At 75.5% G+C, this 22767-nt stretch carries 21 protein-coding genes; 13 read left to right on the top strand and 8 right to left on the bottom strand.

Annotated elements, in window-relative coordinates; all coding sequences use genetic code 11:
* Positions 1-99 precede the first annotated feature (99 nt).
* The gene (gene hmgA, locus CP968_RS25965; protein ID WP_150520300.1) at positions 100-1437 is read left to right on the top strand and encodes a homogentisate 1,2-dioxygenase; all 1338 of its coding nucleotides are present in this window, start codon (positions 100-102) and stop codon (positions 1435-1437) included.
* Positions 1438-1501: 64 nt separating this feature from the next.
* On the top strand, positions 1502-2251 hold the full coding sequence (locus CP968_RS25960; protein WP_150520299.1) for a GntR family transcriptional regulator: 750 nt from the start codon (positions 1502-1504) through the stop codon (positions 2249-2251).
* Positions 2252-2358: 107 nt separating this feature from the next.
* Here the strand turns inward: CP968_RS25960 and CP968_RS34205 are convergent, their stop codons facing one another.
* Positions 2359-2520: a hypothetical protein gene (locus CP968_RS34205; protein WP_167536851.1), complete on the bottom strand. Its 162-nt coding sequence runs from the start codon at positions 2518-2520 to the stop codon at positions 2359-2361.
* Between the two features lie 136 nt (positions 2521-2656).
* Between CP968_RS34205 and CP968_RS25955 the strand changes: the two genes are divergently transcribed.
* Positions 2657-3781 carry a type ISP restriction/modification enzyme gene (locus tag CP968_RS25955; protein ID WP_167536948.1) on the top strand — a complete coding sequence of 375 codons (1125 nt, stop codon included), beginning with the start codon at positions 2657-2659 and terminating at the stop codon, positions 3779-3781.
* A 10-nt stretch (positions 3782-3791) separates the two neighbouring features.
* Here the strand turns inward: CP968_RS25955 and CP968_RS25950 are convergent, their stop codons facing one another.
* Positions 3792-4541, bottom strand: a complete 750-nt coding sequence (locus CP968_RS25950) for a TetR/AcrR family transcriptional regulator (RefSeq protein ID WP_150520297.1) — start codon at positions 4539-4541, stop codon at positions 3792-3794.
* A 73-nt stretch (positions 4542-4614) separates the two neighbouring features.
* On the opposite strand from CP968_RS25950, the gene CP968_RS25945 reads away from it, so the two are divergent.
* From CP968_RS25945 to CP968_RS25935, 3 genes are read left to right on the top strand one after another with little or no spacing between them, the layout of a single operon-like run.
* Entirely contained in the window at positions 4615-5607 is a 993-nt protein-coding gene (locus tag CP968_RS25945; protein WP_150520296.1) for an ATP-binding cassette domain-containing protein, read from the top strand.
* Positions 5604-6407, top strand: a complete 804-nt coding sequence (locus CP968_RS25940) for an ABC transporter permease (protein WP_150520295.1) — start codon at positions 5604-5606, stop codon at positions 6405-6407. Before CP968_RS25945 ends, CP968_RS25940 begins: the two co-directional genes overlap by 4 nt.
* A gap of 51 nt (positions 6408-6458) precedes the next feature.
* On the top strand, positions 6459-7718 hold the full coding sequence (locus CP968_RS25935; protein WP_150520294.1) for a CaiB/BaiF CoA transferase family protein: 1260 nt from the start codon (positions 6459-6461) through the stop codon (positions 7716-7718).
* Positions 7719-7768: 50 nt separating this feature from the next.
* Here the strand turns inward: CP968_RS25935 and CP968_RS25930 are convergent, their stop codons facing one another.
* The gene (locus CP968_RS25930; protein WP_150520293.1) at positions 7769-8038 is read right to left on the bottom strand and encodes a hypothetical protein; all 270 of its coding nucleotides are present in this window, start codon (positions 8036-8038) and stop codon (positions 7769-7771) included.
* A 295-nt stretch (positions 8039-8333) separates the two neighbouring features.
* On the opposite strand from CP968_RS25930, the gene CP968_RS25925 reads away from it, so the two are divergent.
* Entirely contained in the window at positions 8334-9488 is a 1155-nt protein-coding gene (locus tag CP968_RS25925; protein WP_373304106.1) for a serine/threonine-protein kinase, read from the top strand.
* Positions 9489-9606: 118 nt separating this feature from the next.
* Here the strand turns inward: CP968_RS25925 and CP968_RS25920 are convergent, their stop codons facing one another.
* Positions 9607-10413 (bottom strand): SGNH/GDSL hydrolase family protein, encoded by an 807-nt coding sequence (locus CP968_RS25920; protein ID WP_150520292.1) that lies wholly within the window; start codon positions 10411-10413, stop codon positions 9607-9609.
* 201 nt (positions 10414-10614) lie between these two features.
* On the opposite strand from CP968_RS25920, the gene CP968_RS25915 reads away from it, so the two are divergent.
* Complete coding sequence (locus tag CP968_RS25915) at positions 10615-11712, top strand: DUF5925 domain-containing protein (RefSeq protein WP_150520291.1); 1098 nt, start codon at positions 10615-10617, stop codon at positions 11710-11712.
* 24 nt (positions 11713-11736) lie between these two features.
* On the opposite strand, the gene CP968_RS25910 is transcribed toward CP968_RS25915, so the two are convergent.
* Complete coding sequence (locus tag CP968_RS25910; RefSeq protein ID WP_189828988.1) at positions 11737-12123, bottom strand: GntR family transcriptional regulator; 387 nt, start codon at positions 12121-12123, stop codon at positions 11737-11739.
* A 146-nt stretch (positions 12124-12269) separates the two neighbouring features.
* On the opposite strand from CP968_RS25910, the gene CP968_RS25905 reads away from it, so the two are divergent.
* From CP968_RS25905 to CP968_RS25895, 3 genes are all read left to right on the top strand, one after another.
* Positions 12270-12779: a ribonuclease FAU-1 family protein gene (locus tag CP968_RS25905; RefSeq protein ID WP_150520289.1), complete on the top strand. Its 510-nt coding sequence runs from the start codon at positions 12270-12272 to the stop codon at positions 12777-12779.
* 62 nt (positions 12780-12841) lie between these two features.
* Positions 12842-13627, top strand: a complete 786-nt coding sequence (locus CP968_RS25900; RefSeq protein WP_150520288.1) for a tRNA(His) guanylyltransferase Thg1 family protein — start codon at positions 12842-12844, stop codon at positions 13625-13627.
* Positions 13628-13845: 218 nt separating this feature from the next.
* Complete coding sequence (locus CP968_RS25895) at positions 13846-14913, top strand: lytic polysaccharide monooxygenase (RefSeq protein ID WP_150520287.1); 1068 nt, start codon at positions 13846-13848, stop codon at positions 14911-14913.
* Between the two features lie 83 nt (positions 14914-14996).
* Here CP968_RS25895 and CP968_RS25890 read toward each other — a convergent pair whose 3' ends face one another.
* From CP968_RS25890 to CP968_RS25880, 3 genes are all read right to left on the bottom strand, one after another.
* Positions 14997-15857: an esterase/lipase family protein gene (locus CP968_RS25890; RefSeq protein ID WP_150520286.1), complete on the bottom strand. Its 861-nt coding sequence runs from the start codon at positions 15855-15857 to the stop codon at positions 14997-14999.
* A gap of 143 nt (positions 15858-16000) precedes the next feature.
* Positions 16001-16990: a DNA polymerase Y family protein gene (locus CP968_RS25885; protein ID WP_167536947.1), complete on the bottom strand. Its 990-nt coding sequence runs from the start codon at positions 16988-16990 to the stop codon at positions 16001-16003.
* A 104-nt stretch (positions 16991-17094) separates the two neighbouring features.
* A complete protein-coding gene (locus tag CP968_RS25880) occupies positions 17095-20802 on the bottom strand; it encodes a DNA polymerase III subunit alpha (RefSeq protein ID WP_229886786.1) in 3708 nt (1235 codons plus the stop codon).
* Positions 20803-20945: 143 nt separating this feature from the next.
* Between CP968_RS25880 and CP968_RS25875 the strand changes: the two genes are divergently transcribed.
* Together CP968_RS25875 and CP968_RS25870 are read left to right on the top strand one after the other, a co-directional pair.
* Positions 20946-22064: a YhgE/Pip domain-containing protein gene (locus CP968_RS25875; protein ID WP_150520284.1), complete on the top strand. Its 1119-nt coding sequence runs from the start codon at positions 20946-20948 to the stop codon at positions 22062-22064.
* Positions 22061-22720: an acetate uptake transporter gene (locus CP968_RS25870; protein WP_150520283.1), complete on the top strand. Its 660-nt coding sequence runs from the start codon at positions 22061-22063 to the stop codon at positions 22718-22720. Before CP968_RS25875 ends, CP968_RS25870 begins: the two co-directional genes overlap by 4 nt.
* Positions 22721-22767 lie beyond the last annotated feature (47 nt).

Here is a 22767-nt window from a genome sequence, read left to right as displayed (position 1 = left end):
CTCCCCGGCCCGGCGCGTGGCCGGGAGCCGCCGTTGACGCACGGGGTCCGGAATCCTAAGGTCACCCATAGGATTCCTTCGAAGGAGCGGGAGCGGCACATGACCGAGCAGTCCGGCAGCGAGCGGGCCAGGAAGACGGCGGAGGCCCTGGAGTACCTCGGCGGGTTCGGCAACGAGCACAGCTCGGAAGCCGTTCCCGGGGCCCTGCCGCTCGGCCGGAACTCGCCCCAGCGCGCCCCGCTGGGCCTCTACGCCGAGCAGCTCAGCGGGTCCGCCTTCACCGAGCCGCGCCGCGGCAACCGCCGTTCCTGGCTCTACCGCGTCCGCCCCTCGGCCGCGCACCCCCGCTTCACCCGCGTCGACAACGGCGCCCTGCGCACCGGCCCCTTCACCGAGGCCCCCGCCGACCCGAACCGGCTGCGCTGGAACCCCCTGCCCGACCCGGCTCCCGGCACCGACTTCCTGGCCGGCCTGTGGACCCTCGGCGGCAACGGGGACGCCGCCCAGCGCACCGGCATGGCCATCCACCTCTACGCCGCCAACGCCCCCATGACCGACCGGGTGTTCAGCGACTCGGACGGCGAACTGCTGATCGTCCCCGAGCGCGGCGGACTGCTGCTGCGCACCGAGTTCGGCCTGCTCGCCGTGCGCCCCGGCGAGGTGGCCCTCGTCCCGCGCGGGGTGCGCCTGCGCGTCGAGCTCCTCGACGCGGACGCCCGCGGGTACGTCTGCGAGAACTACGGCCGCCCCTTCGAGCTCCCGGACCTCGGCCCGATCGGTGCCAACGGCCTGGCCGCCGCGCGCGACTTCCGGGCCCCCGTGGCCGCCTTCGAGGACCCCGACCTGCTCGACCGGCCCACCGAGGTCGTCAACAAGTTCTGCGGCAACCTCTGGTCGGCGGCCTACGGGCACTCCCCCCTCGACGTGGTCGCCTGGCACGGCACCCACGTCCCGTACGTGTACGACCTGCGCCGGTTCAACGTGCTCGGCTCGATCAGCCACGACCACCCCGACCCGTCCATCTTCACCGTCCTGACCTCGCCCTCCGACACCCCGGGCCTGGCCGGCGTGGACTTCGTGGTCTTCGCCCCGCGCTGGCTGGTCGGGGAGGACACCTTCCGCCCGCCCTACTTCCACCGCAACGTGATGAGCGAGTACATGGGCCTGATCGAGGGGGCCTACGACGCCAAGGCCGAGGGCTTCGTCCCCGGCGGCGGCTCGCTGCACAACATGATGTCCGCGCACGGCCCCGACCGGGAGACCTTCGACCGGGCGAGCGCGGCCGAACTGAAGCCGCAGAAGATCGACGACGGGCTGGCCTTCATGTTCGAGACGCGCTGGCCGATCACCGCGACCGCCCAGGCGGCCGGCGCCGCACACCTCCAGCGCGGTTACGACGACGTGTGGCAGGGTCTGCAGCGCCACTTCCGCGCCTGACCCGCACTGCGTACGCTCGCCGCACCGCCGCACCGCCCCTGTCCAGCCGTACGGAGAAACACCCGTGACCGCCTTCGCCCCGGACTCCCTGGTACTGAACCGGAAGCTCCCGCTCTGGTACCAGGTGTCACAGTCGCTGCGCGCCTCGATACTCGGGCGCACCCCCGACGCCTCGCTGCGCCTGCCCACCGAGGAGCAGCTCGCCGGGCACTACGGGGTGAGCGTGCTGACCATGCGGCAGGCCCTCAAGGAGCTGGAGGGGGAGGGCCTGATCAGCCGGCACCGGCGGCGCGGCACCTTCATCGAGCCGGGCGCGCGGCGCGGCGCCCCGGTGCGCCTGCTGGGCTCGGTCGACGCGATCGTGGCCCAGCAGTCGGGCGACCGCACGACGGTCCTCGGGCACGGCCGCACGGCCGTGTCCGGGGAGCTGCTGGCCCACTTCCCGGACACGCCCGAGGTGGTCACCTTCCGGCGGCTGCGCCACGACCGCGAGAGCGGCGAGCCGACCAACTGGGCGGAGAACGCGGTGCTGCCGAGGTTCGCGGCGTCGGTGGAGGCCGCCGACCTCGAACGCTGGCCGATGACCAAGGTGCTGCGGGACGTCGCGGGCGTGCGCATCAGCCGGATCACGGACACGGTCGAGGCCCGGCTCGCCGATCCGGAGACGGCCGAGCTGCTCAAGGTGCCGCTGCTGAGCCCGATCCTGCACTACACGGGCGTGACCTACGACGAGGACGGCCGGGTGGTCGACGTGGCCCGGATCCGCTACCGCGGCGACCGCTTCTCGTTCACCGTGACGGTCGACGCACACTGACGGCCCACGCGCCCTGACGGTCGGCGCGTCCGGACGGCCGACGCGCCCTGACGGTCGACCGCGCACGGACGGCGGCGCGCGCCACCGGCCACCGCCGCCGTCGCGGGCTACCGCTCGTCGTCCTCCGGGGTGCGCTCGCCCTCCGCCTGCGACGGCGTGGTGCGCGTGGTCTGGGGGTGCCGCTCCCTGCGCTGCGCCTCGCTCATGTCCTCGTCCAGGCGCTCCCCCTCGGCCTGCGACGGAGTGGAGTATTCGTCGTACTGACTCATCGACGTCTCCTCGCTGCATACGGTACGAATGCGTACACAAGGAGCGTAGCCCTTCGGCCTGGACGCGGCCCGGCCGCCGGGCGCCGTCGCTACCATCGGCGGCGTGAGCGACGACGCACCGCTGCTGGACGATCTGATGCCGTGGGCCGTGGGCGGCCTGCGCCTCGGCCGGGACTGGGTGGCCTCCCCCGACCCGGGGACCCTGCGCAGCCGCTGGGCCGCGCTGGCCGACGCCGAAGGGGCCGAACGCGAGCGGCTGTTCCGGCCGAGCCGCAGCCGTACGCCGTCCGCCGGGGCGGCGGCGCTGCCGGGCCAGCGCTCGGCGGCCACGGCCCGCTTCGCCGACGCACCCGGCCCGTGCCCCGAGCCCGTACGAGTGCTGCGCGCCCCCTTCGACGAGCAGTGGCTGCTGCCCGACCAGCGGCTGATCGACTCGGCCCGCCCGGAGCTCTGGCGGGTGCTCGACGGACAGCAGCTGTTCGCGGTCGAAACCCCGGAGCTGCTGGTCACCGCCCACCTGCCGGCCGGGCGGCTGGGCCGGGTCCGCCCGCTGCACCGGCGCCCCGGCGGCGCCGAGCCGAACCTCGCCCCCGGGCTGCTGCCCCTGCTGGGCGCGCGCTACGGCGGCTGGGCCAGCACCGAGGACGTGCTGTGCTGGATCCTCGCCGCCGGCCGGCCCGGCCCGCGCGGGTACGAGGTGCCGCTCGCCGCCGACCCGGAGCGCTGGCGGGCCGGGCTGGAGCTGGGCCACCGGCTGCTGGCCGTGCAGTTGCGCGGGGCGCGCGGCGGCGAACCGCCCCGGCTGCCCGGCGGCCGGCGCCCGTACGTCCGCTCCGCGGTCGCGGGCTGGCCGCAGGGGCTCGCGTACGACGCCGGGGACGAGGTGCTGGGCCTGGGCAGCGGCACGCTCTCCCCCGTCCCGGCCGGGGCCTGGGCGTACGAGGCCCGCGGCGTGCGGGTGCTGGAGTCGTGGTTCGCCGCCCGGACCGCGCACCGCGACCCGGCGGCCGACGGGCTGGAGGCGCTGGGGCCCGCCGAGTGGCCGCAGGCCTGGACCTCGGAGCTGCTCGGGCTCGTCACGACGCTGGCGCTGCTGGCCGCCCTGGCTCCGGAGCGGGCCGCGTTCGAGCCGGGTCCCGCTCTGGCGGCGGCCGAGCTGCGCGCGGCCGGCGTGCTGCCGCCGCCGCGCCGGGCCCGGCGCCCCGCTTCGGTGCTGGACCACCGGGAGGAGGGCCCGGGCGGCCAGTTCGCCCTGCTGTAGCCGCGCCGAACTACGGCTCCCAGGCCGTCAGCAGGCGGCCGACCGTGCGGTCGAAGTGCGCCGTGAGGTCGGGACCGTGCGGGATCCCGGACTCCGCGCCCGGTTCGCCGTCCCCCGATCCGGCCGCGAGGGCCGCCGCCAGCCGCGGGTACTTCCCCGTGGCCAGCCGGGAGCCGATCCAGGCCGCCCGCACGCCCTGTTCCGCGGCCTCGCTCCAGGGCAGCGACCGGACCCTCTCGGCCAGGGCCAGCTCGCTGGCCACGAAGGTCGCCACCGTGCCGTTGATCGCGGCGACGAGCTCCAGCTTCTCCCCGGCCGGCGCCTCCAGCGGTCCCAGGCAGTCCAGGCTGTGCTCCAGGTAGCGCAGGGCGTTGGGGCCGAAGCCGTACACGGGGCTCAGGAGCCGCGGCAGCCACGGGTGGCGGTGCATCAGCTCCCGTGTCCGGCGGGCCAGGGCCAGCAGGTCCGCGCGCCAGTCGCCGGTCGGCGGGGTCAGCGCGTACTCGCCGCTGACCGCGTCGACCATCAGCTCGTACAGGTCGTCCTTGCGCGGCACGTAGTTGTACAGGGACATCGTCCCGGCGCCGATCCCCGCGGCCACCCGCCGCATGGAGACCGCCTCGATCCCCTCCTCGTCGGCGATCCGCACCGCCTCGGCGGCGATGGAGTCGCGGCTGTGCGCGGGCCTGGGTCCGCGGCCGGCCCGCTGCGGGCGGGCCCAGATCACTTCGGGTTCAGCGGGTCGCCCGCCGGTCGTCATGGCTCGGATCACCTCGTCTTCTCTCCGCCATCTTAGTTACGTACGGCGTACGCAGTGGGGTAGGGTGCGGCACATGAATACTACGTACGCTGTACTTAGTGAGGGGTTGGAGAAGGGCTACGGCGAGGTGCGGGCCCTGCGCGGGCTCGACCTGGCGGTCCGCGAGGGCGCGGTCTGCGGGCTGCTGGGCCCCAACGGCGCGGGCAAGACCACCGCCGTACGGATCTTCGCCACGCTCACCGCGCCCACCGGCGGCCGCGCCCTCGTGGCCGGCCACGACGTCGTCCGCGAACCCGCCCTCGTCCGCCGCGCCATCGGAGTCACCGGCCAGTACGCCTCGGTGGACGGCGAGTTGACCGGCCGCGAGAACCTCCGGCTCTTCGCCCGCCTCGCCGGGCTGCGCGGCGCCACCGGCCGGGCCAGGGCCGACGGGCTGCTGGAGCGCTTCGGACTCACCGGGGCGGCCGACCGGGTGGCCGGCACCTGGTCGGGCGGCATGCGCCGACGCCTCGACCTGGCCGCGGGGCTGCTCGCGCGCCCCCGGGTCCTCTTCCTCGACGAGCCCACCACCGGACTCGACCCCTCGGCCCGCGAGCAGATCTGGACGGCCGTCCGCGAGCTGGCCGCCGAGGGCACCACGGTCCTGCTCACCACCCAGTACCTGGAGGAGGCCGACCGGCTGGCCGACGACATCGTGCTCGTCGACGCAGGCCGGGCCGCCGCCACCGGCACCCCGGCCGAACTCAAGGCCCGGATCGGCTCCTACGCCGAGGTGCACGTGGCCGTCCGCGAGGCGGTCGTGGAGGCGGCCGCCGTGCTCGACCGGCTCACCGGCGGCCACCCCGTGCTCGACGCGGAGCGCCTGACGGTCGGGGCGACGGTCCTGGACACCGGTCTGACCCTGCCGCGGATCATCCGCGCGCTCGACACCGCCGGGGTGCCGGTCACCGACGCGAGCCTGCGCCCACCGACGCTCGACGAGGTGTTCCTGCGCCTCACCCGGGCGCCCGGCCCGCAGGCCGTCGGATCCGGCGCCCGCGACGGCCGGACGGGGCGTGCCGCATGAGCACCCTGCTGTACGAGGGCGGAGCGGTCCTGACCCGGCAGCTCCAGAAGGCCCGGCACGCCCCGGCACTGCTCGTCCTGACCCAGACCATGCCGGTCACCATGCTGCTCTTCTTCGGCTACGTCTTCGGCAGCGCCCTCGCCATGCCGGGCTCCGGCTACCGGGCGTTCCTGGTGCCCGGGCTGCTGGCCGCGACCGCCGCCAACGGCCTGATGGCCAGCCTGTTCACGGCCGCGCAGGACGCCCACCGCGGGGTGACCGACCGCTTCCGGACACTGCCGATGAGCCGCGCCGCCGTACCGCTCGGGCAGACCGGGGCCGACCTGGTGACCACCGGCGCGGCGCTGGTTCCGCTGATGCTGGTGGGGCTGGCCATGGGCTGGCGGATCGAGACGGGGCCGGCCGGCGCCCTCGGGGCCCTGGGCGTGCTGCTGCTCTTCCGGTTCGCCACCGCGTGGGTGGGGACGTACCTCGGGCTGCTGAGCGGGAGCGAGGAGGCGGCGGGACGGCTCGGCGGGGTCACGTTCCTGCTGCCGATGCTCTCCAGCGCGTACCTGCCGACCGAGGGGCTGCCCGGATGGCTGCGCACGGTCGCCGAGTGGAACCCGATCAGCGCGGTGGCCACCGCCGTGCGCGAGCTGTGCGGGAACCCGGTCGGCGGGGCCGGGGCGGGGGCCGCGCCGGGGGCCGCCTGGCCGACCGCGCATCCGGTGGCCGGGGCGCTGCTGTGGTCGGCGCTGCTGCTGCTGGTCTTCGTGCCGCTGGCGACCCGGCGGTTCGCGCGCGGCACGGGGGGCTGACCTTCCGGGGGGGGTGACAGGGCGGGTCCGGACGGGATAGGGATCGGGGCCATGGACACCGAGAACACCGCGCCCGCGCCCCTGTCGCAGCACCCGCCGCAGCGGCCGGACGCGCCGCTGCCCGAGCCGCCGCCCCTCGCCGGAATCACCGTCGTCGCCGTCGAACAGGCCGTCTCGGCCCCCTTCGCCACCCGTCAGCTGGCCGATCTCGGTGCGCGGGTCATCAAGGTCGAGCGGCCCGACGGCGGCGACTTCGCGCGGGCCTACGACACCGCCGCGCACGGACTCGCCTCGCACTTCGTGTGGGCCAACCGCGGCAAGGAGTCCATCGCGCTCGACCTGAAGGACCCGCGCGGCCTGGCCGCGCTGCACGGGCTGCTGGCCGGCGCGGACGTCTTCGTGCAGAACCTGGCGCACGGGGCCGCGGCCCGGCTGGGGCTGGACTCGGCCGCGCTGTGCGCGCGCTACCCGCGGCTGGTCGCCGTGGACGTCTCGGGCTACGGCCCGGACGGCCCGTACGCCCACAAGCGGGCCTACGACATGCTCGTGCAGTGCGAGGCCGGCCTGGTCTCGGTCACCGGGACGGCGCGACAGCCCGTCAAGGCCGGTATCCCGGCCGCCGACATCGCGGCGGCCATGTACGCGTTCTCGGGGGTGCTGGCCGCGCTGCTGCGGCGCGGGACGACCGGGCGCGGGGGCCGGGTGGAGGTGTCCATGCTGGACGCGCTCGCCGAGTGGATGGGCCATCCGCTGCACCACACCCTGCACGACGGCCGGCCGCCCGGCCGTACCGGGCTGGCGCACGCGGTGATCGCGCCGTACGACGCCTACCCGACGGCGGACGGGGACCGGGTACTGGTGTCGGTGCAGAACGACCGCGAGTGGCGCAGGCTCGCCGAACAGGTGCTGCTCAGGCCTGAGTTGGCGGACGATCCGGCGTACGCGACCAACGCGGCCCGGACCGCGCACCGCGCGGAGACCGACGCCGTGGTGGCCGGGGCGCTGGGCGGGCTGGACGCGGAGGAGGCCGTCGGGCGGCTGGAGGCGGCGGGCATCGCCTGCGCACGGCTGAACTCGGTGGCGCAACTGGCCGGGCATCCGCAACTTGCGGCCCGGGACCGGTGGCGCGAGGTGGGGTCACCGGTCGGCCCGCTGCGGGCACTGCTGCCGCCGATCGGGCTGCCGGGCGGCGCGGCACCGCACATGGGTGCGGTGCCCGCGCTCGGCGAGCACACCGGTCCTCTGCTGCGCGCCCTGGGGATGACGGACGGGCAGATCGCCGAACTGCGTCGGGACGGGGTGGTCGCGTAGGGCCGGGAAGCCGGGAGCCCTGGGGCGAACGGCTGCGGTACGGGGGACGGTTACGAGCGGCGGCTGCCGAAGAGCGTGCGACGCAGGCGGCGCAGCGGCGCGAAGAGCGAGACGCGCGCGCTCCGGCTCCGCAGGCGGTGCGTGTGGTCGCGGGAGGTGAGCTCGCGCATCAGCAGGGTCGCCTCGGCCGTCTCCCGGTGCGGGACGGCGGGGCCGCCCAGCACGGCGAGATGGCGGTCGAGGCGCGAACTGGTCGCGTTGCCGCCGCAGGTGATGGCAGGCACGCGAGGCGGCCTGCTGCGCATTGCTATCTGTTCCATGATCTCTCCCCACCCGTACGAGGGCACCCGGCCCGGGCAGGTTAACCCTATCGTCCCCGCGTCGCGCTCGGGTATCCCGGTGGTGTGAATTACCCCTGTGGCGACGGGGAGTTGACGATTACTCAGCGGAGTCGACCCTCACTCTCCGCACAGGGCGGACGGGATTCCCGGGCCTTTCCGCACGTTGCGCCGCAGGCCGGACGGTCGGTCGCGTCACGACGGGAGCCACTTCGCGCACACTGCGCTAACTTGGAGTGATCACGCTGTGACGCATCGACGTACACATGGGGGGCGCGTGGACGGGAACAACACGGACGGGACCGCGGACGGGACCACGGGCGGGAACGCGCGGGGCGCGGGCGGCGGGGACGCGGGCGGCCCCGGGCGCGCCGGCCGGGTGCTGGCGGGCCGCTACCGGCTGCTGGAGCCGGTGGGCCGGGGCGGGACGGGTGTCGTGTGGCGGGCGCGGGACGAGGTGCTGGCCCGCGACGTGGCCGTCAGGGAGGTGCGGGCTCCGGCCGGCGCGGACCCGGCGGAACTGCTGCGGACGCACCGGCGGCTGGAGCGCGAGGCGTGGGCGGCGGCCCGGATCTCGCACCGCGGGGTGGTCACCGTGTACGACGTGGCCTCGGAGGCCGGGCGGCCGTGGATCGTGATGGAGCTGGTGCGGGGGCTGTCGCTGGCCGAGGTGCTGGAGGCCGAAGGGCCGATGCCGCCGCAGCGGGCCGCGCACCTCGGGGAACAGGTGCTGGCGGCGCTGCGCTCGGCGCACGAGTCGGGCGTGCTGCACCGGGACGTGCGGCCCTCGAACGTACTGATCGCCAACGACGGCCGGGTGCTGCTGGGCGACTTCGGCATCGCCGACCCCCCGGGCTCCGCCTTCCTCGCCCCCGAGCAGGTGGCGGGCGGGGAGCCGGGGCCCGCCTCGGACCTGTGGTCGCTGGGGGCCCTGCTGTACGCGGCCGTCGAGGGGGCCCCGCCGCGGGCGGCGCCGTCGGAAGCGCCCCGGGCCGACGCGGGCGCCCGGGTGCCCGCACCGCGCCGGGCGGGGCCGCTGGAGCCGGTGCTGGAGGGGCTGTTGCGTCGGGACCCGGCCGAGCGGACGGGGCCCGCGGAGGCGGCCCGGATGCTGCGGCTGGTGGGCGCGGGCGGGGCCGTACGGGCCTCGGGCGGGCCGGTGTCGGAGCCCGGCGGCCCGGCCCCGGCGGCGCGGCCCGGGCAGGAGCCGCCGGGCGGCGGGGGCGGCGCGGCGCACGGGCCCGCGCGGGAGGACGGCGACGACGGGGGCGCGGAGGGCGCGCGGGCGCAGGGGGTGCGGGACCCGGCGCGGGAGGACCGGCCGTCGTCGGACGCGCCGCGCGAGGGCCGGGCCGGACTGCTGCTGGCCGCCGGGGTCGCGGTGCTGCTGCTGGCGCTGGTCGCCCTGGGGTGGCTGCTGCTGGCGGGCTGACGGGACCGGCGGGCCGCCGGACCCGCCGGTCCCCCGCCGGCACCTCCGGCGCCGGGGCGGGCGCCGGAGGTCCGGGCGGGACGGTTACGCGTCCGCGTCCGCGTCCGCGTACGGGCGGTCAGGCCGCGTTCGTGAAGACCGGCAGGTAGCCGCCGGACTGTCCGGCGGCGGTGGGGTGGTAGGACTCGCCGATGTTGAGCCAGTTGACGCTGTGCAGCCACGCGTTGCTGGAGCAGATCTCGTGGTTGGTGAAGGCGCCGGCGACCGAGGCGAAGGTGAAGCCGTGGTCGGCGGCCCGCTTGGCGACGGCGGCGTTGAGGTAGTCGGACGCGTTGTTGATGGCGGTGCGCTCGCCCTCGGTCAGACCGGTGACGCAGGTGCCGTTGAGCTTGTAGAAGCGGGGGTAGCCGAGGACGACGACGCGGGCGTTGGGCGCCCGGCTGTCGATGGCGTTGTACACCTGGTCGAGCTGGCCGGGGAGGGTGGAGTCGACGTAGGCCTTGGCCTGGTTGACGCGGCTGACGCAGGTGGACTCGGACTGGAGCACGCAGGTCGTCATGACGTCCGAGAATCCGGCGTCGTTGCCGCCGATGGTGACGGAGACGAGGTCGGTCCCGGAGTTCAGCGGACCGAGCTGGTTGGCGAGCAGGTCACCGGTGCGGGCGCCCGAGCAGGCCACGAAGGCGAAGCTCTGCGGGGAGTGGGCGGCGGCCCACAGGGCCGGGTACGCGCGGGTGGTGCGCTTGCAGTTGCCGCTGGCGCTGTCGTAGTTGCCGGAGCCGACTCCGGAGGAGTACGAGTCGCCGAGGGCGACGTAGCCGAAGTCGGCGGCGGCGGACGCCTGGCCCGCGCCGAAGAGTGCGGCGCCGGCGGCCAGCAGCAGGGCGGAGGCGAGCGCGGCGAAGCGAGAGGATCTCGTGCTCATGTATGCGGCTCCTAGTGGGGGGTTACTCCTGAGTCCGTGGTACAAGCAACACCGGCTCACCGGAAGTGTTCATGCCAAGAACATTCGGTGCGGGCTTGCGGTCCGAACCTTCACCCGCGACGGGTTTGAAGGGATAACGCGGCCACTCGTTCCGGGGAAACGCGGGTGCACAGGGGCAGTTCGTGCCGGATCATGGGCGCCATGCCAGCCAACCCGCATGACGCGCTGCCGATCCGGCTCAACGTCGACGACAGCGATTCGCCGTCGGACGTGGTCGACGCCCTGTTCCTCGGCCGGTTCGCCTCGGGCGAGCAGCCGTTCTCGCACAGCGTGTCGATCGACCGGGTGAAGCCGGAAGCCGGCCTGGTGCCGCCCGGGGCCACCGTGCTGCGCTCGGCGCGCGACAGCGACCGCAGCGCCACCCTCGCCGAGGGCGAGGGCTGGACCATGCTCGTCTCCCGGTGGAACCGGGGCGCGGACGTCACCGTGACCGCGGTCAGCGAGGAACTCGCCGCGCGGGTGCTCGACGGGGCGACGGAGGGGGTCCAGGACGAGCCCGAACCGCAGCCGGACAACGTGACGATGGGCTTCTGGTACGTCTCCCCGCGCCGCGGGCCGTACCGCACGACCCGTCAGATCGCGGCCGGCACCTGGGCCGAGGTGCGGCCGAACTACACGGCGCCGGTGGCCGGGGCGCTGGACCGGCTGATGAAGGTGACCCCGGACGACATCGCCGGACGGCTGCTGCTGCTGCACGGGCCGCCGGGCACCGGCAAGACCTCGGCGCTCCGCACGCTGGCCCGCTCCTGGCGGGACTGGTGCCAGGTGGACTGCGTCCTGGACCCCGAGCGGCTCTTCAACGACGTGGGCTACCTGATGGACATCGCGATCGGCGAGGACGAGGGCACGGCGAAGGGCCGCTGGCGGCTGCTGCTGCTGGAGGACTGCGACGAGCTCATCCGCGGCGAGGCCCGGCACACGGCGGGCCAGGCGCTCTCCCGCCTGCTCAACCTGACGGACGGGCTGCTGGGGCAGGGCCGCAACGTGCTGGTGGGCGTGACGACCAACGAGGACCTCGAACGGCTTCACCCGGCCGTGGTCCGGCCGGGCCGCTGCCTGGCCCGCGTCGAGGTCGGCCGCCTCACCCACCGGGAGTCGGTGGACTGGCTGGGGACGGACGAGGGAGTGCCCCGCGAGGGCGCCAGCCTGGCGGAGCTCTTCGCCCTGCGCCGCGGTGCGGGCCCGGCCTCGGTCCTCCCGCCCCAGCCGCACACCGCGGACGCGGGCCTCTACCTCTAGGAGCCCTCGGCCGGGCCGCGCGGGCTACGAGCCGTAGCGCGCGCGCACGGCCTCGGTGGCCGCGGCGAGGGCCTCGGCGCGGGTCAGGCCGAGCCGGTGGGCCCGTTCCGCGAAGTTCTGCGCGCAGGACGCGGCCTCTCGGGCGGGCCCCTCGCCCGCGGCGGCGACGAACGTGCCGTTGCGGCCGCGGGTCTCGATCACCCCGTCGGCCTCCAGCGCCCGGTAGGCCTTGGCCACGGTGTTCGCCGCCAGTCCCAGCTCCTCCGCCAGGCCGCGGACGGTCGGCAGTTTGAAGCCCGCCGGCAGCTTTCCCGACCGGGCCCGGTCGGCGATCTGGGCGCGCAGTTGCTCGTACGGGGCGGCCGAGCCGGCCGAGCCGTCGAGGGTGATCTTGAGGTTCGTCGGGGTCACGCGCCGATTCTCCCGCACCGGACGGAAAGGGGAGGCGCCGTGGGCCCGTCCGCCCGTAGCGTCGGCCTCGTGACCGCGGTCGAGGGACGGTTCGGGTACGGGATCCGCGCCGCCGGGACGCGGTCCGCCAGGAAGTCGGAGGCACGATGAACGGGCAGCAGCTGACCGTGGTACTGACCAAGGCCGGCCGGACCAAGATCCGCTATCCGGCGGTCGGGGTGGCCGACGACGGCGACCGGATCTCCGTACGGGCGCCCTGGGCGGCCGACGGCGTACGGGACTTCGGCTTCGTGCGCTTCGAGCCGGGAGACGTCTTCGTCGAGCACTTCTGGCGCACCCGCTGGTACGCGGTGAAGGAGGTGTGGACCGGCGCCGGGGTGCTCAAGGGCTGGTACTGCGACGTCACCCGGCCGGCCCTGGTGCGCGGCACGGAGATCGTGGTGGACGACCTGGACCTGGACCTGTGGGTGTCGGCGGACGGGAGCCGCGTCCTGCGGCTGGACGAGGACGAGTTCGCCGCGAGCGGGCTGCGGACCTCCGATCCGGAGGCGGCCGCGCAGGCCGTCCGCGCACTGGACGCCCTGGACGACCAGGCCCGCTCCGCGGCGGGGCTGGCGGCGCTGCTCGGCCGAGCGGCGGCCGGGGGCGCGCCGTGACGGGCGTGCCCCGGGGCCCCGTGCGCCGTTAGCCTCGGGCAGAGACCACACCTGGGGGGACGATGAGCGACACGACCGCACTCGGCGACCGCATGAAGCGGTACGAGGCCGCGTACCGGACGGTCCTGCCCCGCCGCACCTATACGATCCTGCGGCTCGACGGCCGCGCCTTCCACACCTACCTCCGGGACGCCGAGAAGCCGTTCGACACCGGTTTCATCGCGGACATGGGCGCGGTGGCCGAGGCCCTGTGCGCGGAGGCGGCGGGCGCGGCGCTCGCCTACGCCCAGTCCGACGAGATCAGCCTGCTGCTCACCGACTTCGCGACCGCGGGCACGGAGCCCTGGTTCGGCGGGGTCGTCGCCAAGCAGCTGTCCGTGTCCGCCTCCCTGGCCACGGCGGTGCTGGGCGAGCGGCGGCCCGGGCGGCGGGCGCTGTTCGACGCCAGGGTGTTCACCCTGTCGGATCCGGTCGAGGTGGCGCACTACTTCCGGTGGCGGCAGCGGGACGCCGTCCGCAACAGCATCTCCATGGCGGCCCAGGCGCACTTCCCGCACGAGCGGCTGCACCGCGTCTCGACGGGGGCGATGCAGGAGCTGCTGTGGTCGGAGGCGGGCGTCAACTGGAACGACTTCCCGGCCGCCTGCAAGCGGGGCCAGGTCGCCACCCGGCTGACCGGCGAGCGGCCGGTCGAGTACGTCGACCGGCGGACCGGTGAGCCGGTACGGACCACGGCGGTCCGCTCGTGGTGGGAGGTGGCGGGCGCCCCGCGCTTCACGACGGAGCCGACCGGCTGGCTGGCGGGCGTGATCCCGGCCCTGCCCACCCTGTCCACGATCCCCGCGTAGCCGGTTCGGGCCGGTTCCTGAGCGGCCTCTTACCGGCGCCTTAAGCAGACCCTAAGGATCGCTCCCCGGCGCCCGGAAGCCTCGGAACGCCGGGTTCCGCGGGCTAGCTTGGCGGGGCCAGGGAGGGCCGGATGCGGCGCCGCGTCCCCCGTCGGGGACGGCGCCGCATCCGCCCGGTTCCGCTGGCGGCCCTGTCCGCGCCCGAAGGAGATCCACCCATGCCCGCACGTCGCACCGTCACCCGCATCGCCGCCGCAGGTCTGGCCCCGCTGGCGGTGGCCGCGTACGGCGCCGGGCCCGCGGCCGCCCACGGCTCGATGACGGACCCGGTCAGCCGGGTGGCGGCCTGCTACGCGGAGGGGCCGGAGTCGCCCGACTCCGCCGCGTGCAGGGCGGCGGTGGCGGCGAGCGGGGCTCAGGCGTTCTACGACTGGAACGCGGTGAACATCGCCGACGCGGCCGGTCGGAGCCGGTCGCTGATCCCGGACGGGCAGCTGTGCTCGGCGGGCAACGCCAAGTACAAGGGGCTGGACCTGGCCCGCGCCGACTGGCCGTCGAGCCCGATGACGGCGGGCGCGCACACCTTCCGCTACAAGGGCACCGCCCCCCACAAGGGGTCCTTCGAGCTGTACGTGACGAAGGACGGGTACGACCCGGCGAAGCCGCTGAAGTGGTCGGACCTGGAGCCCGCGCCGTTCCTCAAGGTCACCGATCCGGGGATGCAGAACGGCGACTACGTGTTCTCCGGCACCGTCCCGAAGAAGTCCGGCCGCCACCTGGTCTACAGCGTGTGGCAGCGCTCGGACAGCCCGGAGGCCTTCTACACCTGCTCGGACGTCGTCTTCGGCAAGGACAGCGGCGGCGGGGCCGGTACGGGCCCGACGGCCGGGCCCGGCGGCAAGCCGAGCGCCGGCACGGGGACCGGCCCCGGTTCCGGCACCGGGGCCGGCACCGCCCCCTCTGCCGGGCCGTCCACCGGGTCCCCGGCCCCCGGCGCCGAGGGCGCCGGGCCGGTGGCCCAGGTTCCGACGGACCGGCAGATCGCCGACGGCGCGGCCGGCTCCTCGGTGGAGCACAACGGCCACGGAGACAACGACCCGAAGACCAACGGCTCGGCCGCCCCGGTCCCGGCGCGGTCCGCGCCGGGCGGCAACCTCGCCGAGACCGGCGGCGGCAGCGCGACCCCGGTGATCGCGGCCACCGGCGCCGGCGTGCTGGCCGTAGGCGCGGCCGTGCTCTTCGGCCTGGCCCGCCGCCGTACCGCCGCGGGCCGCCACGGCCGCTAGTCCACCAGTCCACCAGTCCACCCGGCCCACCGGGCCCGCTCCCCCCCTCCGGCCGGTCCGGTGGCCTGCGGACCACCTGCGCGTCAGTCGAAGACCGACGCGCAGGTGGTCCGTTCGGCGTGGGCCGGGTCGATGGCGTTGAGCGCCTCGTGCCAGGCGATCCGGTCGGTGAGCCCGATGGCGACGTGTTCCGAGAGGTCCACGGCGCACAGGTCCTGGAGCAGGACGTTGCGCACGTTCGGTCCGACGAGGAACTGGGTCCGGTACGGCGTGACCACTTCGTCGTACCGGGTCGCGATCACCGTGTACTTCACCCCGGGGACGGTGTCCCCGCCCGCGTTCAGCTTGTTCTGGAAGGCGGAGCCGGCGATCTGGTCGGCGAGGCCGGGGGTGGCGGCGCTGAGCAGGTCCTCGGCGCCGGGGAAGTACGGGAGCAGTTCGGTGAGGCCGAGGAGGGTGGTGCCGTGGTTGTCAGGGGCGAGTCCGACCAGGGCGTTGACCTTGGCGGCGCCGCCGAGGAACTTCAGGTAGTAGCGCGGCATCATGCCGCCCTGCGAGTGGCCGATGATGTCGGTCTTGGCGGAGCCGGTGGCGGCGAGCACCCGGTCGACGAAGGCGTCGAGCTGGCCGGCCGACTTGTCGATGGGGCCGAGCCCGTTGAACAGGGGCACGCCGGGCAGTTGGCCGTAGTCGAGCGAGTAGACGCAGAACCCGCGGTTGACGAGGTAGGGCGCGAAGCCCAGCCAGTTGTCGACGGAGTTGCCGAAGGTGCCGTGGACGAGCACGACGGGGCGGGGATGGGCGGCGGAGGGCTTGCAGGACCAGTTGTTCCAGCCGCTGCTGGGCGCGGACGCGGCCTGAGCGGCGCCGGTGGGGGCGACGAGCGCCGCCGCGGCGAGGGTGAGGACGGCCAGCGGGCGGAGCAGGCGTCTCCAGGGCAGCATCGTGTGATCTCCTTGCGGTTGCGACTCAAGGGGATGGAGCGTGGGGGTTCATCCCGTGATCCGGATCACAAGGGGTGCTGCTGCCGTCAAATTACGGGCGGGTAGCAAAACTGGGAAGTTACGCGTCGGTAAAAACTGTGCGCTCACCCGGCGGCGAGCGAGCCGCGGGCGATGGCGTGCGGGCCGAAGCGGGCGCGCACCCGGTCCGTCACGGCCTCCAGCCGGCGGGCCTTCTCGTCCTGCGGGTCGAAGCTGAGCTGCCGTACGGCCCGTTCGGCCGGGGACAGGTCCTCGGCCCGCAGGGACAGCGCGCGGACCCGGGCCCGCTGCAGGCCGAGGCCCGTGTACAGGGCGTAGGCCGTGGCGGTCAGGGCGTCGGAGTGCGCGGTGGGTTCGGCCAGGGTGCGGGTGCGGGTGAGCGTGGTGCGGTCGGCGCAGCGGACGCTGAGCGAGAGGGTGCGGCAGACCTGGCCCTGCCCCGGTTCCCGGCCGCGCAGCCGCGCGCCGAGCTCCTGCGTCAGCGAGAGCAGCGCCCGGCGGTGCCGTACGGGGTCCAGCTCGTCCCGGTCGAAGGGCCGCTCGGCCGCGATGGCGCGGGCGGCCGCCCCCGGCTGGACGGCGGTCCGGTCGATCCCCCGGGCCCGCTCGTGCACCTCGCGCCCGAGCCGGGCGCCCAGGATGCGCCGCAGCGCGGCGGGCGGAGCGGCGGCGACCCGCCCGACGGAGTCGAGCCCGTAGGAGCACAGCGTACGGGCGGCCTTGGGGCCGACCCCGTCGAGTTCGGTGACGGGCCGGGCGGCCAGGAACGCTCCGGCGGCGGCGGGGTCGCCGGGGACCACCAGGGTCTGGCCGGGGCGGGCCTGGCGGGCGGCGGTCCGGGCCAGCATGGGGTTGCCGGCGACCCCCACCGCGGCGTCCACCCCGTACAGGGCCAGGGCGCGGACCCGGACGAGGGCGGCGAGCCGGACGGCGTCGCAGCCGAAGTGGCGCAGCGCGCCCCGGACGTCGGCGAGGGCCGCGTCGGGCGGCAGCGCCTGCACGGCCGGGGTGAAGGAGTCGAGCAGCGCCAGCACCCCGGCGTACGCCTCGGCCCCGAGCGGCTCCCCGCCGGCGGACCGGAGCCGCAGGCACATCACGGCCGCGGGGGCGGTGGGGGCGACGGTCCGGGGCGGCGGGCCGTACCCGTCACCGGCCGCGGCGGCGGGAGCCGGGGGACGGGCGTCGCGGGCGGCGGGGGTCATCCCGCGCTGCCCGGGCTGGAGTGCCACAGCTTGCGTCCGGTCGCGGCGCCGGTACCGGGCGGCTGGAGGTCGGCCCAGGGGTTCAGCTCGAACCCCGTCGACAGGCGGATCCGGCGGTCGCCACCGGCGCCGCCGGGCCCGGCGTCAGGCCCGGTCCCGGCACCGGCACCGCCGTCGGCCCCGGCGTCGGGGCCCGCGCTCCCGCCGTCCGCGCCGTCCTCCGTGCCGTCGCCGCCCGGCGCGCCCTCGCCGCCCGCGGCCAGCCGGGCCGCCACCGCGTCCAGGCCGCCCGAGGACCGCAGCTCCGCCAGTTCCGCCAGGTTCCACGCCGCCGCCCCGACCACGCTCAGGCTCTGCGGGCCCCGTCGCTGCACGACGCCCCGCACCAGCAGCAGGAAGGAGTGGAAGACGGTGTGCGCGCAGCGCTCGTGGCTGTCGTCGAAGAAGGCCAGGTCGACCAGGCCCGTGCCGTCGTCCAGCGTGGTGAAGATGACCCGCCTGCCGGACCGGATCGGCGGGGTCTGGGTGGCCGCCTTGGCGCCCGCGACCAGCACCGTCTGCCCGTGCGCGGTGTCCCGCAGCCGGCGTGCCGGGACCACTCCGAGCTCCGTCAGGAAGGCGTGGTGGTCCCCCATCAGGTGCCGCGAGGCGTCCATGCCGAGGACCCCGAGCTCGGCGCTGAGCCGTTCCGCGTCGGACAGGTCGGGCAGCCCGACGGAGGCCGTGGACCGGCCGCCCTCCAGCGGGAGCTGGGCGGCGCCGCCGCGCGCTCCGGCCGCCCGCTGCGCACCGTGCAGCTCCGTCAGGTGCAGCAGCAGGTCGCGGCGGTTGGCGCCGAACGCGTCCAATCCGCCCACCTGGGCCAGCCGTTCGGCGACCGGGCGCCCCGGATGCGCCCGGTCCCAGAAGTCGCGCAGCGAAGCGTACGGCTGCCCCTCCTCGATGCGGCGCGCCTCGGCCTCGCTGATGCCGTGGACGTCGGACAGGCCGAGCCGCAGCCCCCACGTACCGACGGACGCATCGGACACCAGTTCGATGCGCGGGGCGACCGCCGACCGGTTCACGTCCAGCGGCAGCACCGGCACGCCCCGGCGGCGCGCGTCCGCCAGCAGCAGCCGCTTCGGGTACATCCCCGGATCGTGGGTGAGCAGCCCGGCGTAGAAGGCCGCCGGGTGGTGCGCCTTCAGCCACGCCGACTGGTAGGTGGGCACCGCGAAGGCCACCGCGTGCGCCTTGCAGAAGCCGTAGGAGCCGAAGGCCTCGACGATCTCCCAGGTACGGGCGACCACCTCCGGCGGGTAGCCGCGCTCGGCCGCCCGCGCCGCGAACCAGACCTTGATCCGTCCCTGTGACGGCGGGTCGGACAGCCCGCGCCGCACCCGGTCCGCCTCGGCGCGTCCGCAGCCGGTCATCACGTGCACGATCTCGATGATCTGCTCGTGGAAGACGACCACCCCGTACGTCTCGCCCAGCGCGTCGGCCAGGTCGGGGTGCGGGAAGCGCACCGGCGCCCGGCCGTGCCGGGCCTCGATGAAGGGCCGCACCATGTCGGCGGCCACCGGCCCCGGGCGGAAGAGGGAGATGTCGACCACCAGGTCGTGGAAGGACGACGGCTGGAGCCGGCCCACCAGGTCGCGCTGGCCCGGGGATTCGATCTGGAAGCAGCCCAGCGTCTCGGCCGAGCGGATCAGCCGGTAGGTGTCCGCGTCGTCCGGCGGCACCTGCGCCGGGTCGTCCAGGTCGAGCTCCTCCCCCGTGGCGCGCTTGAGCTCCGCGACGGCGTGGGCCATCGCGGACTGCATCCGCACGCCCAGCACGTCGAGTTTGAGCAGCCCGAGGTCCTCCACGTCGTCCTTGTCGAACTGGGACATCGGGAAGCCCTCGCCGCTGGTGGGCACGACCGGCGTACGGGCGAGCAGCGAGTCGTCGGAGAGCAGCACCCCGCACGGGTGCATGGCCGTACCGCGCGGCAGCGCGTCGAGGGATTCGACCAGTTCCCACAGCCGGCCGTGGGACTCGCCCCGTACGTCGCGCAGTTCGGGCAGTTCGCGCAGGGCGGCGCGGGCGTCGCGGGCGCGGATGTGCGGGAAGGCCTTGGCGAGGCGGTCGACCGCGGCCGGGTCCATGGACAGGGCGGCGCCGACGTCGCGGATGGCGTGGCGGACCCGGTAGGTCTCGGGCATGGCGACGGTGGCGACGCGCTCGGTGCCGAACCGGTCCATGATCCGCCGGTAGACCTCCAGCCGGCGGGCCGACTCGACGTCGATGTCGATGTCGGGCAGGACGCGCCGGCGCGTGGACAGGAAGCGTTCCATGAGCAGGCCGTGCTCGACGGGGTCGGCGTGCGCGATGCCGAGCAGGTGGTTGACGAGCGAGCCGGCTCCGGAGCCGCGGGCGGCCACCCGGATGCCCATGTCCCGCACGTCCTGCACGACCTGGGCGACGGTCAGGAAGTAGGAGGCGTAGCCGTGGTGGGCGATGACGTCGAGCTCCTCCTCCATCCGGTCCCAGTAGGCGCGCCGGCCCGCGTGGCCGCGCAGCACCATGCCGGCCGCGGCCCGGGAGGCGAGGACCCGCTGGGCGCTGCGGTGGGCCGCGCCGACCAGCCGCGCCTCGGGGAAGTGCACCGTGCCCATGCCGAGGTCGTCCTCGGGATCCACGGCGCAGGCCTCGGCCGTACGGCGGGTCTCCGCCAGCAGCCCGCGCGCGTCGGCGGGGCGCAGTCCGGCGGCCCGGGCGATCCGGTCGGCGGTCTCCGCCATGGCGGAGGGGTCCTTGAGCCAGCGTTCGCCGGTGTCGAGGGGGCCGCGGGGGTCGATGGGGACCAGCCGGCGGGCCGCGTCGAGGATGTCGGCGACCGGGCCCTGGCCGGGGTCGGCGTAGCGGACGGCGTTGGTCAGCACGGCCGGGACGCCCTGTTCGGCGGCGAAGCCGACCGTACGGGCGGCCAGCCGGAGCGATCCGGGGCCGGTGCCGGAGCGGCCGTGGTGGACGGCCTCCAGCCGCAGCGACTCCCCGTACGCCTCCCGCCAGGGCGCGAGGAGCCGGACGGCCCGGTCGGGACGGCCGGCGGCGAGCGCCCGGCCCACCTCCGAACCGGGTCCGAGCAGGACGAACACGCCGTCTCCGCCGAGGGCGCCCCAGGGTGCCACCGGCCGCTGCCCGCCCCCGGCCGGGCCGTCGCCGTCCGCCGCCGCGTGGGCGGCGGTGACCAGACGGCACAGTTCGGCCCAGCCGGTGGCCCCGTCCCGGGCCAGGAAGACCGCGCGGGGGGCGGACTCGTCGACGAAGGCCCCGCCCTTGACCGGGTTCCGCCGCCGGTGGGACACCTCGGCCGGGCCGGGGCCGCCGCTCGCGCCGGGGCCGTTCGCACCGGAGCCCGCCGGGCCGGCCGGGCTCCGGTGCCCGGCCGGGTTCGCCGGGCCCCCCGACCCGGCGTGCCCGGCCGCCGCGGCCGCCGTGCGCGGCCGCGCCGGCGCCGCCGCGGCGGGCGGTACGGCGAGGTCCACCCCGAACAGCGGGCGGACCCCGGCCCGCGCGCACGCCTTGGCGAAGCGCACCGCGCCCGCCAGGGTGTCGCGGTCGGTCAGGGCGAGGGCGTCCATGCCGCGCTCGGCGGCGCGCTCCGCCAGTCGTTCCGGGTGGGAGCCTCCGTAGCGCACGGAGAACCCCGAAACGGTGTGCAGATGCGTAAAACCAGGCACCCGCGGCCTCCTGCTTCGCTCGAATGAACACCTCCCCCGTCTCCACCATAGAGCAATTCGAATACCCGTGCGAAACACGTGTTCGATCATCCATTTGGTCCTCCCCTGCTGCGTCCCGCCCCCGGCACGCCGAGCGTGGGGGCATGACCCAGCCCACAGACAGCACCGCCGCAGGCCCGTCCGGCGGGTTCCTCGCCGAGATCAAGGACGCCGTGACCATCCGGGCAGCCCTGCTGGTCCTGGGGGTGCTGGCCCTCCAGCTGGCCTTCATCACCTCGTACATCGGCGCCTTCCACCACCCGAAGCCGAGCGAGATCCCGATCGCGGTCGCCGCTCCCCTCCCGCAGGTGGCCCAGCAGACCGTGAAGCAGCTCGGCTCCCTGCCCGGCAACCCCCTCGACCCGCGCGTCGTCGCGGACGAGGCCGCGGCGACCGCCGGGATCATGAACCGGGACATCGACGCCGCGCTGGTCATCGACCCGGCGGGGCGGACCGACAAGCTGCTGGTCGCGACCGGCTCCGGAGCCTCGCTCGCGACGGCCGTCGAGGAGATCGTCGGGCTGGTCGAGCAGAGCCAGGGGCGCACCGTCCGGGTCGTCGACGTGGCCCCGTCCGCCGCCGGCGACGGACGCGGGCTGAGCGCCTTCTACCTGGTGGTCGGCTGGTGCGTGGGCGGCTACCTGTGCGCCGCGATCCTGGCGATCAGCGCCGGCGCCCGGCCCGCGAACTCGGCCCGCGCCGTCATCCGGCTCGGCGCCCTGCTCGCGTACGCGATCGTCGCCGGGCTGCTCGGCGCGGTCATCGCGGGCCCGGTGCTGGGCGCGCTGCCCGGCTCGCTGATGGGCCTGTGGGGGCTGGGCGCCCTGGTCGTCTTCGCGGTCGGCGCGATCACGCTGGCCCTCCAGGGGCTGGCGGGCGTGGTCGGCATCGGCCTCGCGATCCTGCTGGTCGTGGTCCTCGGCAACCCGAGCGCCGGCGGCGCCTACCCGTACCCGCTGCTGCCGCCGTTCTGGAAGGCCATCGGCCCGGCCCTGCCGCCGGGCGCCGGTACGTACGCCGCGCGCTCGATCGCGTACTTCCGGGGCAACGGCGCGGGCGGGCCGATGCTGGTGCTGGCCGGCTGGGCGGTGGTCGGTTCCGCGGTCACCCTCGCCTGCGCGGTGTTCCGCCGGGGCCGGCCGGGGCCCGCCGTCGGCAGCGGACTGCCCGACGACGCCCCGTCCGCACCCCGGCTCGCGGGCGAGGGGAGCGGCCCGCGGTGAACAACCCCCTCCGCAACCTCCAGGGACCGGCCGAACAGGCCGTCTCCGTCAAGCGGATGGAACCCAGCGCCCAGGCCCAGCTGGGCGCGCTCGGCCTCACCGGCTTCATCGTGGTCACCGTCATCGCCACCGGCATCGACGCGGGCGTCTTCCCGGAGGAGCTCGGCCACTCGGTGCTCCCGCTGGTGGGCTTCTTCGTCGGCGGCCTCGCCCAGCTGCTGGCCGGGCTCTTCCAGGCACAGCGCGGCGATACCTGGCACGCCACCGTCTTCGGCGGGTTCGGGCTCTTCTGGATGGCCAAGGCCTGTCTGATCCAGTGGGTGCTGCCGGCCACCGATCCGGCGCTGCGCGGGGACGTCAACGGGCTGTTCACCCTGCCCTGGGTGTTCGTGGTGTTCGTGCTGTGGATCGGCAGCTGGCGCATCCACCTCGTGCTGCTGTCCACCTTCACCTGCGTGCTGGTCGTCTTCGTCGCGATGACGGTCAGCGGTTTCACCGGGTCGCAGACCTGGAACCGGGTCACCGGCTGGAGCGGCCTGCTGGCCGCCCTGGGCGCCACCTATCTGCTCGCCGGCCAGATCATGGCGAGCACCTGGGGCCGCCAGGTGCTGCCGATGGGCCGCTTCCTCGCCCCCGAGGAACCCCCCGAGGCCTGACCTCCCCGGCCCGGCCCGGCGGCCCGGACGCCGTGGGGCGCCGAGGC

The organism is Streptomyces subrutilus (assembly GCF_008704535.1).
Taxonomy (GTDB): domain Bacteria; phylum Actinomycetota; class Actinomycetes; order Streptomycetales; family Streptomycetaceae; genus Streptomyces; species Streptomyces subrutilus.
Note: the sequence above shows the minus strand (reverse complement) of the source record. Positions and strands in the feature narration are given on the sequence as shown.